The sequence below is a fragment of the Luteococcus peritonei genome, from assembly GCF_039526385.1.
GTDB classification, from domain to species: domain Bacteria; phylum Actinomycetota; class Actinomycetes; order Propionibacteriales; family Propionibacteriaceae; genus Luteococcus; species Luteococcus peritonei.
Genome location: NZ_BAAAIX010000009.1, coordinates 57,613 through 73,517 on the forward strand (window position 1 = coordinate 57,613; position 15,905 = coordinate 73,517).

Below are 15,905 nucleotides of genomic sequence, written 5' to 3' on the forward strand. Positions count from 1 at the left end.
ACCGGTTGGTGCGGGGGTCCTGTCGTGCTGCCGTCCGGGCGGTGAGCCCGGGGGGCGATCACTTCTTGAGCTGGTCCTTCGACTGCTGGGCCTGGCCCTGGACGGTGTCCTTGGCCTGCTTGGCTTCGCCCTGGACGGTGTCCTTGGCCTGCTCGGCCTGCACCTTGACCTCTTCCTTGGCGAACTCGGCCTGGCCGGCCACCTCGTCCTTGGACAGCAGGGCCTGGCCCTGCACCTCGTCCTTGGCGTCCTTCGCGGTCTCGGTGACCACCTCGCGCTGCAGGTCGGCCTCGGCCTTGACGTTGTCGACCGCGGCGGCGGCGGTCTGCTTCACGCTCTCGGCGGCCTGGGTGGCCGGCTCGCGCAGGGCGCCAGCGGCCTCCTTGGCCACGTCCTGGGCCTGCTCGAGGTAGGGCTGCGCCTGGTCCTTGAGGTTGGACACGGCGCGCTTCTCGGCATCGCTGGCCGGCATCAGGCTGGACACCAGGGCGCCCAGGCCGAAGGCGGCCAGGCCGGCGGCCAGCGGGTTGCCGCGGGTGCGGCGCTTCACGGCGTGCGGGGCCTCGGCGACACCCTGACGGGCGGCGTCGACCTGCTCGCCGACGAAGCCACGGGCCTCGTCAGCCGCACCGGCCACGCGGTCACGGGCCTGCTCCGCGGTGCCGCGGGCATCGCCCACCAGGCCGTCGTCACGGAAGTCGTCCTCGCTGCCGAAGACCTTCTCCTTCAGGCCGGTCACCTTCTCACCCACCTGCTCCTTGACGGAGTCCACCTGGTTCTGCACGACGTTCTTCGGGTTGGCCTGGTCGGCCAGGGCATTGACGTCTTCGCTCAGCTGGGCACGGGTGCGCTCGATGTCGGCGCGGATCTTCTCGGGGTCGTTGCTCATCGGTTCTTCTCCTCATTGCCCTTGACGGCGTTCGGGATCTTGCTGACGGTCTCGGTGGTCTTCGGCATGCCGTTGACCTTCTGGAGTGCGGACTTGCCGGCGGAGGCCAGCACTGCGGCGACGATGCCCCACAGCACGGCCATGATCAGGCCGGCCCAGCCCAGGGCGGGATGGTCGTGGTTGCCGATCAGGATGGCCAGCGTCCACCACAGGCCCAGTGAGATGAAGAGCAGGGCCAGGTGGGCGGTGAGCGCAGCGCCCACCAGCATGCCGATGCCCTTGCCGGCGCGCTGGGCGCTCTGGGTGGCCTCGGCCTTCGCCAGATCCAGCTCTTGGCTCACCAGGGTGCTGAAGTTCTGGCTCAGGTCGGAGACGATCTCTGCGATGGAGCGCTCGTCCTCGGGGCCGCCGACGCGGCCGGTGACCGGCTCGTTGGGGGTGTGGCTCATCGGGCAGCACCACCGTTGTCGGGACGGCCCTGGGTCTGGCCGGGGACCTCGGTGGTGGTGTGCACGTAGCCCTCGGTCACGCGGGTGCCCTCGGGGGTGAACTCACCGGCATGGCCCGTGCCGGGCTGCGGGGTGTAGTTGGCCGGGTAGCCGGTCTCGTGGCCGCGACGCGGCTGGGCCACCTGCTGGCCGGTGGTGGCGTACTGGCCGGTCGGCGCGTACTGGCCACCGTTGTACTGCCCGGTGGCGTACTGGCCGGTGGGCACGTAGTCGGTGGGGTAGGTGAGCGGGTCCTGGCCGGCAATGCGATGCGGCTGCGACTCGTCGCGGGTGATCTCGCGGGTGCCACGGGCGACGCGGCCGGCGAGCATGCCGGCGCCGGCGGCCAGCGCGAGGAAGGCGACGGGGCGGCGGGCCGCGAAGCGACGGACCTCCACCAGCACGTCCTCGGGCTCGTGCCCCTGCAGCCAGCGGGTGAGGTTCTCGCCGCGGGAGGCGAGCTCACCGGCGAACTGGGCGACCGGGCCGTTGGTGGTCTCGCCGCGGGTGATGCGGCCCAGCTCGTCGGTCAGGCCGGCGAGCGTGCCGGTCAGGGCCTGCTGGCCCTCGGCGGCGCGGCTTCGCACCTCGGTGCGGGTGGTGTCCACCAGGGTGCGGATCTGGTCCACGGCCTCGGTGGCCACCTGCTGGGCCTCGGCCTTGGCGGTGCCACCCAGCTCGGCGGCCGCCTCGACGGTGGTCTCCTTGACGGCCTGGGCCTGGTCAGCGGCGGTCTGCTTCACCTGCTGGGCCTCGGCGGCCACGGTGTCCTTGACCTGGCCGGCCTGCTGCGCGGCGGTGTCCTTGACCTGGCCGGCCTGCTGGGCCGCGGTGTCCTTGACCTGCCCGGCCTGCTGGCTGGCGGTGTCCTTGACGGCGGCGGCCTCCTGCTTGCCGGTGCCGGCCAGCTTGTCGGCCTGCTGCTTGGCGGCCTCGGTACGGTTGTCCTGGTTCGAAGCGGTGCTGCGCTTCTCGTTGTTGGGCTGCGTCACGGGGTACTCCTCGATCTGCCGGTTGGTGACCGGGCATGTCCTGTCTGCCCCTCCACCTTCTCGATTGTCTCTCCTGCAGGAACAGCGAATTCACCGGCAGCGGAATCGAATGGCCCAATCCCACCCCTGCGGCTGTACCCCTAGGGCTAGGTCAGGTGTCCAGGTGAGGGAGGGCGTCGATCGGGTCCAGCTCGAAGCCCGACCGGCCAGCGGTTCGGGACAGGTTGCGCGCCAGCGGGATCTGGTGGGAGGCGCTCTCCAGGATGTGCATCAGGTAGCCCCCGGTGTTCGGGAAGACCACCAGGTCGCCGACGGCCACCCCCTCGGGGAAGGCCATCCGGCGCAGCGTCAGCAGTTCCGCCTCGATGCAGTAGGCGCCCACCAGGTAGGCCTCCACCGGCTCCGACGGCTCCCCGGCCGAGCCGGGCCGCAGCAGCAGCGGGTCCACCATGAAGTCGTCGGAGGTGGAACGGCACTGGGTGCGGTTCATCTCCAGACCCACCAGATGGGTGCCGTCGGAGGCCTGTTTGCGGAAGCAGACCCGCGCCAGTGTCATGCCGCAGCCGTCGAGCATGGCGCGGCCGGGCTCGCAGCGCAGCTCCAGGCCGCGGGCCACGAACTCCTCCGCCACCGTCGAGGTGCCGCAGGGCGAGGCCAGCAGTCCGGCCAGCCAGGCCCCGCGCACCGGGCTCTGGTGGTAGGGGTAGACCGTCTCCAGCCGATGGCCCCGCCAGGTGATCGGGTGGCCGGCGTCCAGTGCCTCGCGATGGGCCTGCCAGAAGGCCTCCCACTGCTGCGCGTCGTCCAGGTAGCTCATCGGCAGCCCGCCACCGATGTCGATGAAGTCGGCCCGGTGCCCGGCCTCGCGCAGGGCGTCCACCAGGGCCAGTGCCGGCTCCAGCATTCGCACCCGGTCCGCGGCGGCATAGCCGTGCAGGTGGAAGTGCACGCCGGCCACGTCGACCGCCTCGGTCGTGGCCAGCCAGGCGAGCCAGTCGGCCGGCAGCAGCCCGAAGCGCGAGGGCGGCAGGCCGGTGCCGGGCGCGGGGCAGATCCGCAGCGCCACGCGGGCCCGCACGCCCCGCTCGCTCGCCAGCGCGGCCAGTTCCCCGGCCTCGTCGAGGTTGTCCAGGGCCACCAGCACGTCGCGCTCCAGGCACAGCTGCAGCAGCCGGGTGGGCTTGACGGCCGCGGTGAGCACCAGCCGGTCGTGCGGCAGGCCGCGGCCCAGCACCTGGCGCAGCTCGCGCTCACTGCCCACGTCGACGCCCAGCCCCAGCCGGTGGGCCTCGTCCACCACGGCCAGCGCCTTGTTGGCCTTGCGCGCCACCTGCACCAGCAGCGGCACCCCGGCCCGCGCGGCCTGCTCGTGGAGCTCGCCGGCGTGGGCGGCCAACGGCGTGGTGTCCACCAGGTTCAGCGGGGAGCCGTGCTCGGCCAGCAGCGCGGCGCAGGCGTCGGGATCGGCCAGCAGGCTGTCCATCCACGGCTCTCGACGTGCGGTGAGCGGGCTGATGCCGCGCATGCCGACGGTCATCGGGCCTCCTCGGGTCGGGTGGCGTCCACCAGGCGGGTGGCCCACTGCTCGATCTCGTCGTGCAGGCCGTGGGAGAGGGTGTCGTGGCCGATCACCACGTCCTCCACCAGCCGTCCGACGGCGCTCAGTCCGGGCGTGGGCCGCCCGGAGGCGTCCAGGCACTGGGCGCGGGGGGTGACGTCCAGGCCGCGCAGCCCCGGCGCGGTGCGGGCCAGGCCGTCAGCCACCAGCCGGTCCACCAGCTGGTTGCGGGCGGTGGCGGCCCCGGGCGGGCTGAGCACGGCGTCCACCAGCACGTCGGGCGGGCCGTCACCGTCGGGCAGACCCTCGATCCGGTCGGTCACCCGGACGCCCGCCTCCAGCCAGGACAGGTCCACCTCGCCCCGCTGGCACAGCCCGGCCAGCCGGATGGCCTGGGACAGGGTGGGCCCGAAGGCGAACTTCTCCAGTACGGCCGCGGTGGCCAGGAAACGCTGCCAGGCCTCCGGGTCGGGTCTGCCGTGGGCCAGCCGGCGCACCACGGCCGGGTAGAGCGCCTGCCAGGCCCGACCCAGCATCGCGGCCGGTCCGGCGGGTGCGGCGCACTCCGCGACGGCGATCGAGACATGCAACTGGCGTACGGCGCGCCCGGGCCCGTCCAGCTCCGGCTCGCAGCCCCGGGCCAGCGTCACCGCCACCCGCTCCGCGGCGCTGCCGGCGGGCTCGCCGGCCAGCACCAGCATCTGGGTGGCCACGAGCCGAACCGCGTCCAGCGCACCGTCCGGGTCGGCCGGCAGGGTCTCGGAGAAGGCCTTGACCAGCTCCTGCTCGTCGGGCAACAGGTGCAGCGCGGTGGCCGGCTTGGAGGCCATCAGCATCCCGGTGCGCGCCAGCGGCCTGATCACCGAGGGGCGCTCGGCGGGAGCCCTGCCCTCGGTGAGGGCCAGGGCCACGTCGATGAAGGTGAGCGAGGCGCCGCGGAGGGCCACCACGCTGCCCGGGGGCACCGCCTCGAGCGAGAGCATCGTCTCGACCGGGTAGACGCCCGGCACCAGGCGCACCCGGGGATCGGCCCAGCGGTGGGCGAGCGCCAGGTCATGGTCGGGGGCGTGGCCGGTGGCCAGCAGCACCTCGTCGACCACCTGCGGCACCTCGGCCCCCACCAGCCAACCCTGGCCCGCCTGGTGGGAGAGGTAGTCGACGCGCGAGACGTGCGGCCGGACCGCGATCCCGGGGGCGGCGCGGCGCACCATCTCGTCGAGGGCCTCGGCCAGGTAGAGCCCCACCAGCCGACGCGGCACGTCGCCGTCGGGGGAGATGCCCCGCTCGCGCAGCCAGTCCACCAGGGGTGGCGCGGGCGGCTGGTGGACGATGCGCGGGTGGACGTTCAGGCGCAGGAAGTCGGGCTGGTCGACGCGGTAGGCGGCTCCGGCGCCCGGTGGGGAGGGGTCGTAGGAGTGCACCTCCAGCGGCTCACCGCCCGGCCAGCGGGAGAGCAGCTCACCCAGGGCCTGGATGCCGCGCGGGCCCTGCCCGATGATCGCGACCCTCATGCGCCGCCCGCCCGCGGCAGCTCGGCCACCAGCGCGTCCAGGGCAGGACGGTCGAGCCCGAGCTGCTCGTGCACCCAGGAGTCGTCGTAGACCGTCGGAAGATAGGCCATGCCACCATCGTGCAGCACGACGGCGACCTGCGCCCCCGCGTCCAGCTCCGGCAGCAGCGCTCCGAGCGCCCAGACCACCCCGCCGGCGGAGGCGCCGGCCAGGATGCCCTCGCGGGCGGCGAGCGCGCGGCAGCCCGCCACGCACTGCGCGTCCGAGACCCGCACCACGCGATCGGGCTGCACCTGCCCGGACAGCCTGGTCACCAGGCCTGCGCCCATGCCGGGCAACAGCCGGGGCCCGGCGGTGCCGTCGAACAGGACGCTGCCCTGGGCGTCGACCGCCACCAGCGTGGTGTCCATCTCGTGCTCGCGCAGGTAGGCCTGGCAGCCGCCGATGGTGCCGGTGGTGGAGGTGGCCACCAGCAGCACGTCGATGTCCTGGTCCAGGGCCTGCGCCAGCTCGGTCATGGTGCCGTCACGGTGGGCGCGGGGATTGGCGGGGTTGGCGTACTGGTCCAGGCTGATCGCGCCGTCGATGGTGGTCAGCAGCTTGCGGACCCGGGCATGGCGGGCGGTGAGCAGGTCACCGGTGACGGGGTCGGGCTCGCTCACCAGGCTGATCTCGCCGCCCAGCGCCTGGATGGTCTGGACCGTGGAGCGGTTGGCGCGGCTGTCCACGACGCAGACGAAGTGCACGCCGGCGATGGTGCAGGCCCGGGCCAGGGCAACGCCGAGGTTGCCCGAGCTGGACTCCACCACCGTGCCGCCGGGGCGCAGCCGGCCGGTGGCCAGCGCGTCGTCCAGCATCCCCTGGGCGGAGCGGTCCTTGGCGCTGCCACCGGGGTTGAGCGCCTCCAGCTTGGCGAACAGGCTCACGTCGCTCCGGTCGAAGAGCCTCGTCAGAGCGATGACGGGGGTGTTGCCGATGGCATCGGAGAGGGACGGATGGACCCGGGCAGAACTGGACACCCTTGCGACGCTACGCGCCGCTCCCGGCCCGCAGCACCCCCGCTGGTGTGGACGTGGAGGGGTCTCCACGTCGGCCGGATGGTGCCGCAGGGGGGCGAGGGCGAGGTGCTTGGTGGAGCGGGCGAGGGGGCTGGTGGCGCACACGAGGTGTGCAGGGACGTGTGCATGCCCATTTCCGCGGCGCACCCGTACCCGCCCTGCGTCCTCACCCGAACCGGGTCTGGCCGCCTCCTGGCTGGGCTGGCCGACTCCGCAGACTTGCATCGACGAATTGTTCTAGATACTATTTCGATATAACGATGACCTACCGAGATGAGCTGTGCAGAACCCGGCGGTCCGGGCCCGACGAGCGGGCGAGGTCATCACGACAGCTTTCAAGGAGCACACCATGAAGAACCACCACGATTTCGAGAACGTCGAACAGCGACGAGCCGACCGCAGCGGTCGACGTGGACACCAGGACGGCTGGCCCCGCCGGGGCGGTCGTCATGCCGGCCAGGGCGGCCAGCGCCCCGGCGGTGAGGGTTGGGGCGGTGACCGTCACGGCGGTCATCCCTTCGACGAGGGCCACGGGGGCTTCCCCGATGGTCGCGAGGATCGCCGTGACGAGCGTCGCGGCGAGGGTCGGGAGCAGCGCCGGGGCCGCGGACGCGGCCACCACGGTGGGCCCGGCTTCGGTGCCGAGGGCATGGGCCCCGGCTTCGGCGGCCCGATGGGCGGGCTGGACCTGGGCCCGATGGGCGAGGGGCGTGGCCCGCGGGGCGGCCGCGGCGGACGCCGTGGCCCCGGTCGCGGTCGTCGCGGCGACGTGCGCAATGCCGTGCTGGCCCTGCTCGCCGAGCAGGAGCTGAACGGCTACGGCATGATCAGCCAGATCGCGGAGAAGTCCAACGGGCTGTGGCGTCCCAGCGCGGGCTCCATCTACCCGGCCCTGGGGCTGCTGGAGGACGAAGGCCTGATCGAGCCCTCCGAGGCCGAGGGCAAGAAGGTCTTCCGCCTCACCGAGGCCGGTCGCCAGCACGTCGAGGAGCATGCCGAGCAGATCGGCAAGCCCTGGGAGAAGGTCGCCGAGCCGCACCGCGGCTTCCTGGACGTGCGCGGTGACATGCACCAGCTCGGCATGGCCGTGCAGCAGGTGGTCGTCACCGGCGATGCCGACCAGGTGGAGGCCGCCCGCAAGATCCTGGAGAAGGCCCGCAAGGACGTCTACCGGCTGCTGGCCGGCGACGCGGAGGCCTGAGATTGCCGCGTTCGACGCGAGCCATCACACAGCACGAGGCGCCCCTGTCGCAGGACGGGGGCGCCTCGCCATGTCTGCAAGGGCCGCGCCTGGTGTGGCGGGCTCAGTCCCCGGCGGCGCGCTCGATGATCCGGCGCGCCTCGCGCGGGCGCAGCTCGTGCTCGTCCAGTTCCGAGACCGGCACCCAGACCGGTTCGTAGCCGTTCTCCGCTCCGGCCCGCGCACGCTCCGGCCCATCGCCCAGCCGCACCCGGCCGCCGGTGCGGCGCACCCGGAAGAAGAACTGGGTGCGGCCCTCGTCGCGGAAGTCGTCCAGCAGCTCACCCACCTCGACGGTGAGGTTGACCTCCTCCAGCACCTCGCGACGGCACGCCTGCTCCGGACTCTCGCCCGGCTCCACCTTGCCGCCGGGCACCACCAGGTAGTCCTCACCCGGCTTGGTGCGGCGGATCAGCAGCACCCTGCCCTCGTCCAGCAGCACCGCCGCGGCGCGGTCCGGACGGTCCTCGCGCTTCTCGCGGCTCACGGGGCGAGCCGGTCGCGCTGCCAGGCGCCGTCGACGAGCTGGTAGCGCAGCCGGTCGTGCAGCCGGCTCGGTCGCCCCTGCCAGAACTCGACGCGATCGGGCACCAGGCGGAAACCGCCCCAGTGCGCCGGACGCGGCACCTCGTCGCCGAAGCGCTCCGCCGCGGCCCGCTCATTGGCCTCGAGCACCTCGCGACCGGCGATCACCTGGCTCTGCGGCGAGGCCCAGGCCCCGATCCGGGAGGCCACCGGGCGGGAGGCGAAGTACTCGTCGGAGACGGCGGCCTCCACCTGCTCCACCCGGCCCTCGATGCGCACCTGGCGGTCCAGCTCGCGCCAGTGGAAGAGCAGTGCGGCGAACGGGTCACCGGCCAGTTCGCGGCCCTTGCGGGAGTCGTAGTTGGTGAAGAAGACCACGCCGTCGGCGTCGAACTGCTTGACCAGCACGATCCGCGCCGACGGGCGGCCGTCGGCCCCCACCGTGGCCAGGGTCATCGCATTGGCGTCGACCACCTGGCTCTCGGTGGCCTGCGTGAACCACCGGTCGAAGAGCTCGAGCGGCTCTGCCGGGGCGGCCGACTCCTCCAGCGGGCCGGCCATGTAGTCGCGACGCATGTCTCGGATGTCCATGAGCCGATCCTAGGACCGTGCCTCGTGGCGGAGCTGGGCAGGGGAGTGGCGCCCGAACCGGGCTGAGGGGTCGCCGCCGGCTCACATGCCCAGCATCCACTTCAGGGTGCGGGCATTGCGCACCGCATTCCCGTCGCCGTCGTTGTTGAAGTAGGCGTGCACCGAACGGCTCTGCCAGGTCCACTCCCGGATCCGGTCGGCCCACCAGCCCAGCGACTCGTCGGAATAGCTGCCGCCGTAGAGCCAGTGCTCGTCGGGCCCGTGCAGCCGCAGGTAGACCAGCTGGTGGGTGGCGCGCAGCACGCACGGCAGGCCGGCGCCGCTGGTCACCACGTGCACCGCGCCGCGTCGCTCCAGCAGCCCGTAGACCTCCTCGCAGTTCCACGAGGCGTGGCGGAACTCCACCGCAGCGGTGATCCACGGCGGCAGCCCCGCCAGGAACCAGTCCAGCCGTGCGTCGTCGCGCTCCAGCGTGGGCGGCAGCTGCACCAGCAGGGTGCCGCGCCGATCGCCCAGCGCGTGCATCCCCGCCTCGATCCGGCCGGTCCAGGTCTCCGGGGCGAAGAGCCGCTTGGCGTGGCTGAGCCCCCGCGGTGCCTTCACCGTCATCAGGAAACCCGGCGGCAGCCGGCGGTGCCAGGAGGCGAAGGAGGCCTCTCGGGGCCAGCGGTAGAAGGAGGCGTTCAGCTCCACGGTGTCGAACTCGGCGCAGTAGGCCGCCAACCGCTCCCGGGCGGGCAGTCCGGGCCGGTAGAGCACGTGCTCCCAGTGGTCATAGCTCCACCCCGACGTGCCGATCCGGACCTCCACCATGGCCACCACGCTGCCACCTCGCCCGGCACGGCGCACAGGGCCGCCAGTGATTCGTCGGCGGGCTTTCCCCTGATGGCTGAACTTGCCGCAGGCATTGGCATCGAGGCCACAGCGGTTGAGAGGCTCGAGACATGCTCGAGAGCGTTGCGAAGACCGCGGAGGGCCAGCGGCTGGCCACCTCCTCCTCCCAGGACTCGGCCTGGCGCCGCTGGGGTCCCTACCTGAGCGCCCGGCAGTGGGGCACCGTCCGCGAGGACTACAGCGCCGACGGCGACGCCTGGAATGCCTTCGGTTTCGACCAGGCGCACACCCGGGGCTACCGCTGGGGCGAGGACGGCATCGCCGGCCTGACCGATCGCTACGGCTTCCTCAACCTGGCCGTCGCGCTGTGGAACACCCACGACGACCGGCTCAAGGAGCGCTGGTTCGGCCTCACCGGACCGGAGGGCAACCACGGCGAGGACGTCAAGGAGTACTACTGGGCGCTGGACGCCACCCCCACCCACTCCTGGGCCCAGCACCTCTACCGCTACCCGCAGGCCGCCTTCCCCTACCAGCAGCTGCGCGAGGCCAACCGCGAGCGGGGCTACGACGTCGACGAGTTCGAGCTGGCCGACACCGGCGTGCTGGACGAGAACCGCTTCTTCGACGTGGTGACCACCCACGCCAAGGTGGACTCCGGCGACATCTGCATCACCTACTCCGCCACCAACCACGGCCCCGAGGCCGCGCCGCTGCACCTGGTGCCGCAGCTGTGGTTCCGCAACACCTGGGTCTGGGGCCGCGACAAGCGCCGTGCCTCGATGCAGCAGACCCAGACCGAGCAGGAGCGCAACTTCGTCCAGGTGGTGGCCGAGCACGCCTGGCTGAACCGCCACACCCTGTCCGCCGAGGGCGCCCCGCGGGTGCTCTGGTGCGACAACGAGACCGACGAGGTGGCCGCCTTCGGTGCCGCCGAGAACACCGCCCCCTTCCCGAAGTCGGCGGTGGACCGGGCGATCGTGCACGGCGACGACAGCCTGCTCAGCCCGGACCCGAACGGCACCAAGGTGGCCTTCGACTACTTCTTCGAGGCGGTCCAGCCCGGCGAGACCGTGACGGTGCGGCTGCGGCTGTCCGACGGCGACGGGCCCTCCGAGCCCTTCGGCCCGGACTTCCAGGCCACCCTGGACAAGCGCCGCGCCGAGGCCGACGAGTTCTACGCCGCGGTGATCCCCGCCGAGACCAACGAGGTGGACCGCCACATCGCCCGTCGCGCCTTCGCGGGCCTGAACTGGAACAAGCAGATCTACCGCTACAGCGTCACCGAATGGCTGGAGGGCGACCCGGCCGGGCCGGTGCCGCCGCCGGAGCGTCGCGAGCCCTGGGCCCGCAATGCCGGCTGGAGCCACCTGGACCTGGCCGACGTGATCTCCATGCCCGACGACTGGGAGTACCCCTGGTTCGCCACCTGGGACCTGGCCTTCCACTGCGTGGCGATCGCCCACATCGACCCGGCCTTCGCCAAGCAACAGCTGCTGCTGCTCTGCCGCGAGTGGGCCCAGCACCCCGACGGCCAGCTGCCCGCCTACGAGTGGAAGTTCAGCGACGTGAACCCGCCGGTGCACGCCTGGGCGGCCTGGCTGGTCTACGTCGCCGACGGGCGCACCGACACCGACTTCCTGACCCGGATCATGAGCAAGCTGCTGCTCAACTTCGGCTGGTGGGTCAACCGCAAGGACGAGGCCGGCAACGAGCTCTTCGAGGGCGGCTTCCTGGGCATGGACAACATCAGCGTCTTCGACCGCTCGAACCAGGTGCCCGACGGCCAGCGGCTGGAGCAGTCGGATGCCACCAGCTGGATCGCCTTCACCTGCCTGTGCATGCTGCGGATCGCGCAGGAGCTCGCGGTGACCCAGCCGGCCTGGGGCGATGCGGCCACCACCTTCCTGGAGCGCTTCCTGTCCATCACCCAGGCGGTGGAGAACTTCGGCGGCCGCCACGAGAGCCTGTGGAACGAGGCCGACGGCTTCTTCTACGACATCCTGGTGGACGACCAGGACGCGGTGACGCCGGTGACGGTCCGCTCGCTGGTGGGCTTCGTGCCGCTGCTGGCGGTGGCCAACTCGCCGCGGCAGCTGCCCGGCCGGGTGCCGGAGCTGCAGGAGCGGCGTGCCTGGCTCAAGCGCAACCGTCCCGAGATGATGCGCTACATGCTCACCGAGGCCGGCCAGGGCAAGGACGACCTCGGCGAGCTCACCCTCAGCCTGGTGGACCTGGACCGCTACCCGCGCCTGCTGGAGCGGCTCTTCGACGAGGACGAGTTCCTCGCGCCCTACGGCATCCGCTCCCTCTCGGCCGCCTACCGCGACGGGATGACCCTGCAGCTGGCCGGCCAGGACATGCACATCCGCTACACCCCCGGCTGGAGCGAGGACGGCATGTTCGGCGGCAACTCCAACTGGCGCGGCCCGATCTGGTTCCCGCTGAACACGCTGATCGCCGACGCCCTGCGCCACCGCGCCCTGGGCGTGGGCGGCGACAAGCTGCAGGTGGAGTTCCCCACCCGCTCGGGTCACCGGATCAGCCTGCTGGAGGCCGCCGAGCGGTTGGAGCAGCGGATGCTGGACCTCTTCCGTCCCGGCCCCGACGGCCGTCGCCCCGGCCAGCAGCGCGACATCCCCACCGGGCCGCTGTGGGACGAGCACCCCACCTTCAGTGAGTACTTCGACGGCGACGTGGGCACCGGCCTGGGCGCCTCCCACCAGACCGGCTGGACCGCGATGGTGGCCCACCTGATCTGCCGCCCGGCCAGCGACTCGAAGCGCCCGGCCGACCCGGACCAGCCCGCCGACCAGGCCGTGGCCTCGACGCCCGTGGCCCACGACCAGCCCACCGACGCCTCGCAGCACTGAGGCATCGCAGCACTGAGCGCCGACCCGGATCCGCCAGGGTCTGCGCCCCAGGGCCCCGTTCCGGACCCTGGCGGCGCGATCGTGGCGGATCCGGGTTGATCTGCCGCCGAGCCTGGACGGTCGGGGCGGATCAGGCGGGCAGTCGTCGCGCCCGCACGACCAGGTCGACGTGGTGGCCGGCGCCGTTCCCGCTGCTGACATGGCGGTCGCGGCGCTCCTCGCGCTCGAGCGTGAACTGCGGGTGCGCGCTCACCAGGGCAGCCACGTCGGCGGGCTGCAGGAAGGCCTCCGGGTCCCAGCCGCCGGCGCGGGCGTGCTCGGGGTCGATGTCGGCATGGTGCACGAAGAGCAGGGTGCCGCCCGGCGCCACCAGGTCCAGCAGCTTCTCCTCGGTGCTGCCGTCGGCGGTGCGGGCCAGCACCGGGTACTGACAGCTGACCAGGTCATAGGGGCCGTCCAGCAGGGCCTCGGCGAAGGGTGCGATCACGCCGCCCACCTGCTGCCCGCGCTCGCGCGCCGCGGCCAGGGTGCGGTGCACCGCATTGCCGGCGATGTCCAGGGCGGTGACCTCCCACCCGTGCTCAGCCAGCCAGACGGCATCGGCTCCCTCGCCGCAACCGACGTCCAGGGCCCGACCGGGCGTCATGCCGGTGACCTCGGCCACCAGGGCCCCGTTGGGGTTGCCGCTCCACACCGGCTCGTCGGCATAGCGGGCTTCCCAGCCGGCGGCGGAGTGCGGGTCGTGGACGGGTCCGGAGTGCTGGTGCTCGCTCATGCAGGCGAGGGTAGGCGATGGGCCGACGCCGCGTCCGCGAGTCCCGAGCGAGCCCTCAAGGGCGGGTGCAGACGAGGGCCGCCGGTTTGGTTTCGGCCGTTCTGCCTGAGAAACTGCTCAACGCAGCACTTCTCGGCATCGTCAGGAGGGGCCCGTGGCTCGCAGCGCAATCCGTGTCACCACGGCGATTGCCGCGCTCACCGCCGGCCTGTCCGCAGTGCTCCCGACGGCCGGGGCACTGCCCACCGAGCAGCCGACCAAGGCCGCGCGCGCCGCGACCACCGGCAACCCGGTCACCGGCATCCCCACGCCCTGCAGGGCCAACCACGCCTACCCCGAGGGCGCTACGCCCGCCGAGGTGCGACGCCAGCTGCAGGCCTTCAGCGGCATGAAGCTGGTGGGCGGCGGCTGGGATGCGGGTGCCAATGCCGGGATCGTGCGGATCGTCTGGGAGACCCTCGACGGGCTCAACTGCACCGACTACCTCGACGTGATCCGTCGCAACAACCCGAAGATCGATCTGAACGCCGCCCCCACCCGCAGCTGGGCCTGGGGCGACTGGGGCCTGACCCGCCCCGGGGCGCTCACCCTCGACTTCGCGAAGTGGCAGCAGGCCTACCAGGGCGGAGACAAGGGACGCCTGGTGCGGATCCTGGTGCACGAGCTGGGCCATGCCTACTCCCGTAGCCCGCAGGCGCAGGCCTCCTACAACGGCTTCAACCGGCTCTACGCGCGGGGCGGCAACTTCGGCCCCTATGCCTACAACCTGAACGAGAACTTTTCCGAGGTGATCGGCTACTACGTGGCCCGCTGCGCCAAGGACAATCCCTACCAGGACAAGAAGTTCGCGCCCTACTACCAGCACGTGAAGAGCACCGTCTTCAAGGGCAAGGAGTTCGGCCCGGCTCCCGGCGCGAAGCCGAACTGCTCGCTGGCCACCCCGGCGCCCGCCCGCACGACGCCGCAGGCGCCCGTCCGACTGCCCAAGGACGACCTCGAGCCGCAGCCCGACGTCGAGCGCTGAGGCCCTGCCGCCAGGTGCTGGTCGGGTCTTGGGTTGCCGCTCCCGCCGGGCCGTAGCACGTCCGTGGGCGGACTCGTGGCCCGGGCGGAGTACTGGCAGGCCCTGTCGGGCCGGCGTCGCGGCGCGCAACAATGGGGGACAGACAGATTCCTTTCCCTCAAGGAGAAGCACATGCCCGAGGTCCTCGCCTACGCGACCGACGACAAGAACTGCCAGTTCCACAAGACCACCATCACCCGCCGCGAGCCCGGACCCACCGAGGTCTTCTTCCAGGTGAAGTACGCCGGCATCTGCCACTCCGACATCCACACCGCCCGCGAGGAGTGGGGCCCGGTCAACTTCCCGCTGGTCCCCGGCCACGAGCTGGCCGGCATCGTCACCCAGGTGGGCTCCGAGGTCACCAAGTTCCAGGTGGGCGACAAGGTCGGCGTCGGCTGCTTCGTCGACTCCTGCGGCGAGTGCGAGTACTGCCAGCAGGGTGAGGAGCAGTTCTGCACCTCCACCGAGAAGCCCGTCGTCATGACCTACGCCTCCACCGGCCGCGACGGCAAGCCCACCGACGGCGGCTACAGCCAGGGCATCACCGTGGAGCAGGACTACGTGCTGCGCATCCCGGACTCCATCCCCTTCGAGAAGGCGGCGCCGCTGCTGTGCGCCGGCATCACCACCTACTCCCCGCTGAAGCGATGGGGTGCCGGTGAGGGCAAGAAGGTGGCCGTGGTCGGCATGGGTGGCCTGGGGCACATGGCCGTGCAGATCGCCGCTGCCATGGGCGCCGAGGTCAGCGTCATCAGCCAGACCATGAGCAAGGAGGCCGACGGCAAGAAGTTCGGCGCCAGCCACTACTACGCCACCAGCGAGGAGGGCACCCTCAAGAAGCTCAGGGGCACCTTCGACATGGTGCTGTCCACCATCAGTGCGGACTACGACGTCGACGCCCTGCTCGGCACCCTCAAGGTGGGTGGCGCGCTGGTCAACGTCGGCGCGCCCGAGAAGCCGGTCGACGTCGCCGTCTTCAGCCTGATCATCGGCAACAAGATCTTCGCCGGCTCCAACATCGGCGGCATCGCCGAGACCCAGGAGATGCTCGACTTCTGCGGCGAGCACGGCATCGCCCCCGTCGTCGAGGTCATCTCCGGCGACCAGATCACCGAGGCCTACGACAAGGTCGTGGAGTCCAAGGTCCGCTACCGCTACGTGATCGACACCAGCACGTTCTGATCGCGAGGGGGACGACCCCCTCGGACCCCCGGGCACTCGCGCGCCTCGCTCCTCGCTGGCTCGGAGCGGCGCTCGTGTCAGGAAGGGCTCGGGGGGCGACCCCCTCGGACCCCCGGGCACTCGCGCGCCCCGCTCCTCGCAGGCTCGGAGCGGCGCTCGTGTCAGGAAGGGCTCGGGGGGCGACCCCCTCGGACCCCCGGGCACTCGCGCGCCCCGCTCCTCGCAGGCTCGGAGCTGCGCTCGTGTCAGGAAGGGCTCGGGAGACGACCCCCTCGGACCCCCGGGCACTCGCGCGCCTCGCTCCTCGCTGGCTCGGAGCTGCGCTC

At 72.1% G+C, this 15,905-nt stretch carries 14 protein-coding genes; 4 read left to right on the forward strand and 10 right to left on the reverse strand.

Going from position 1 to position 15,905, the window contains the following annotated elements; all coding sequences use genetic code 11:
* Nucleotides 1-58: 58 nt before the first annotated feature.
* From ABD073_RS04115 to sbnA, 6 genes are all read right to left on the reverse strand, one after another.
* On the reverse strand, nucleotides 59-889 hold the full coding sequence (locus ABD073_RS04115; protein ID WP_343872565.1) for a DUF3618 domain-containing protein: 831 nt from the start codon (nucleotides 887-889) through the stop codon (nucleotides 59-61).
* Nucleotides 886-1,338 (reverse strand): phage holin family protein, encoded by a 453-nt coding sequence (locus ABD073_RS04120; protein WP_343872566.1) that lies wholly within the window; start codon nucleotides 1,336-1,338, stop codon nucleotides 886-888. Before ABD073_RS04120 ends, ABD073_RS04115 begins: the two co-directional genes overlap by 4 nt.
* Nucleotides 1,335-2,369 (reverse strand): hypothetical protein, encoded by a 1,035-nt coding sequence (locus ABD073_RS04125; protein WP_343872567.1) that lies wholly within the window; start codon nucleotides 2,367-2,369, stop codon nucleotides 1,335-1,337. The genes ABD073_RS04120 and ABD073_RS04125 overlap by 4 nt, the downstream gene beginning before the upstream one ends.
* Nucleotides 2,370-2,520: 151 nt before the next feature.
* A complete protein-coding gene (locus ABD073_RS04130) occupies nucleotides 2,521-3,906 on the reverse strand; it encodes a type III PLP-dependent enzyme domain-containing protein (protein ID WP_343872568.1) in 1,386 nt (461 codons plus the stop codon).
* Nucleotides 3,903-5,438, reverse strand: a complete 1,536-nt coding sequence (locus ABD073_RS04135; protein WP_343872569.1) for an FAD/NAD(P)-binding protein — start codon at nucleotides 5,436-5,438, stop codon at nucleotides 3,903-3,905. The genes ABD073_RS04130 and ABD073_RS04135 overlap by 4 nt, the downstream gene beginning before the upstream one ends.
* The gene (gene sbnA / locus ABD073_RS04140) at nucleotides 5,435-6,457 is read right to left on the reverse strand and encodes a 2,3-diaminopropionate biosynthesis protein SbnA (protein ID WP_343872570.1); all 1,023 of its coding nucleotides are present in this window, start codon (nucleotides 6,455-6,457) and stop codon (nucleotides 5,435-5,437) included. Before sbnA ends, ABD073_RS04135 begins: the two co-directional genes overlap by 4 nt.
* 388 nt (nucleotides 6,458-6,845) lie before the next feature.
* Between sbnA and ABD073_RS04145 the strand changes: the two genes are divergently transcribed.
* Nucleotides 6,846-7,697 (forward strand): PadR family transcriptional regulator, encoded by an 852-nt coding sequence (locus ABD073_RS04145; protein ID WP_343872571.1) that lies wholly within the window; start codon nucleotides 6,846-6,848, stop codon nucleotides 7,695-7,697.
* Between the two features lie 103 nt (nucleotides 7,698-7,800).
* Here ABD073_RS04145 and ABD073_RS04150 read toward each other — a convergent pair whose 3' ends face one another.
* The 3 genes from ABD073_RS04150 to ABD073_RS04160 form a co-directional block, all read right to left on the reverse strand.
* Complete coding sequence (locus tag ABD073_RS04150) at nucleotides 7,801-8,223, reverse strand: NUDIX domain-containing protein (RefSeq protein ID WP_343872572.1); 423 nt, start codon at nucleotides 8,221-8,223, stop codon at nucleotides 7,801-7,803.
* Nucleotides 8,220-8,852, reverse strand: coding sequence for a pyridoxamine 5'-phosphate oxidase (gene pdxH, locus ABD073_RS04155; protein WP_343872573.1), 633 nt, complete (start codon nucleotides 8,850-8,852; stop codon nucleotides 8,220-8,222). The genes ABD073_RS04150 and pdxH overlap by 4 nt, the downstream gene beginning before the upstream one ends.
* Before the next feature lie 81 nt (nucleotides 8,853-8,933).
* Nucleotides 8,934-9,665 (reverse strand): DUF72 domain-containing protein, encoded by a 732-nt coding sequence (locus tag ABD073_RS04160; protein WP_343872795.1) that lies wholly within the window; start codon nucleotides 9,663-9,665, stop codon nucleotides 8,934-8,936.
* A 131-nt stretch (nucleotides 9,666-9,796) separates the two neighbouring features.
* Here ABD073_RS04160 and ABD073_RS04165 point away from each other — a divergent pair, with 131 nt between their 5' ends.
* Complete coding sequence (locus tag ABD073_RS04165) at nucleotides 9,797-12,559, forward strand: MGH1-like glycoside hydrolase domain-containing protein (RefSeq protein ID WP_343872574.1); 2,763 nt, start codon at nucleotides 9,797-9,799, stop codon at nucleotides 12,557-12,559.
* A gap of 130 nt (nucleotides 12,560-12,689) precedes the next feature.
* On the opposite strand, the gene ABD073_RS04170 is transcribed toward ABD073_RS04165, so the two are convergent.
* The gene (locus ABD073_RS04170; protein WP_343872576.1) at nucleotides 12,690-13,334 is read right to left on the reverse strand and encodes a class I SAM-dependent methyltransferase; all 645 of its coding nucleotides are present in this window, start codon (nucleotides 13,332-13,334) and stop codon (nucleotides 12,690-12,692) included.
* Nucleotides 13,335-13,488: 154 nt separating this feature from the next.
* On the opposite strand from ABD073_RS04170, the gene ABD073_RS04175 reads away from it, so the two are divergent.
* Together ABD073_RS04175 and ABD073_RS04180 are read left to right on the forward strand one after the other, a co-directional pair.
* Nucleotides 13,489-14,358 (forward strand): hypothetical protein, encoded by an 870-nt coding sequence (locus ABD073_RS04175; RefSeq protein WP_343872577.1) that lies wholly within the window; start codon nucleotides 13,489-13,491, stop codon nucleotides 14,356-14,358.
* 171 nt (nucleotides 14,359-14,529) lie between these two features.
* A complete protein-coding gene (locus ABD073_RS04180; protein ID WP_343872578.1) occupies nucleotides 14,530-15,579 on the forward strand; it encodes an NAD(P)-dependent alcohol dehydrogenase in 1,050 nt (349 codons plus the stop codon).
* Nucleotides 15,580-15,905: the final 326 nt, after the last annotated feature.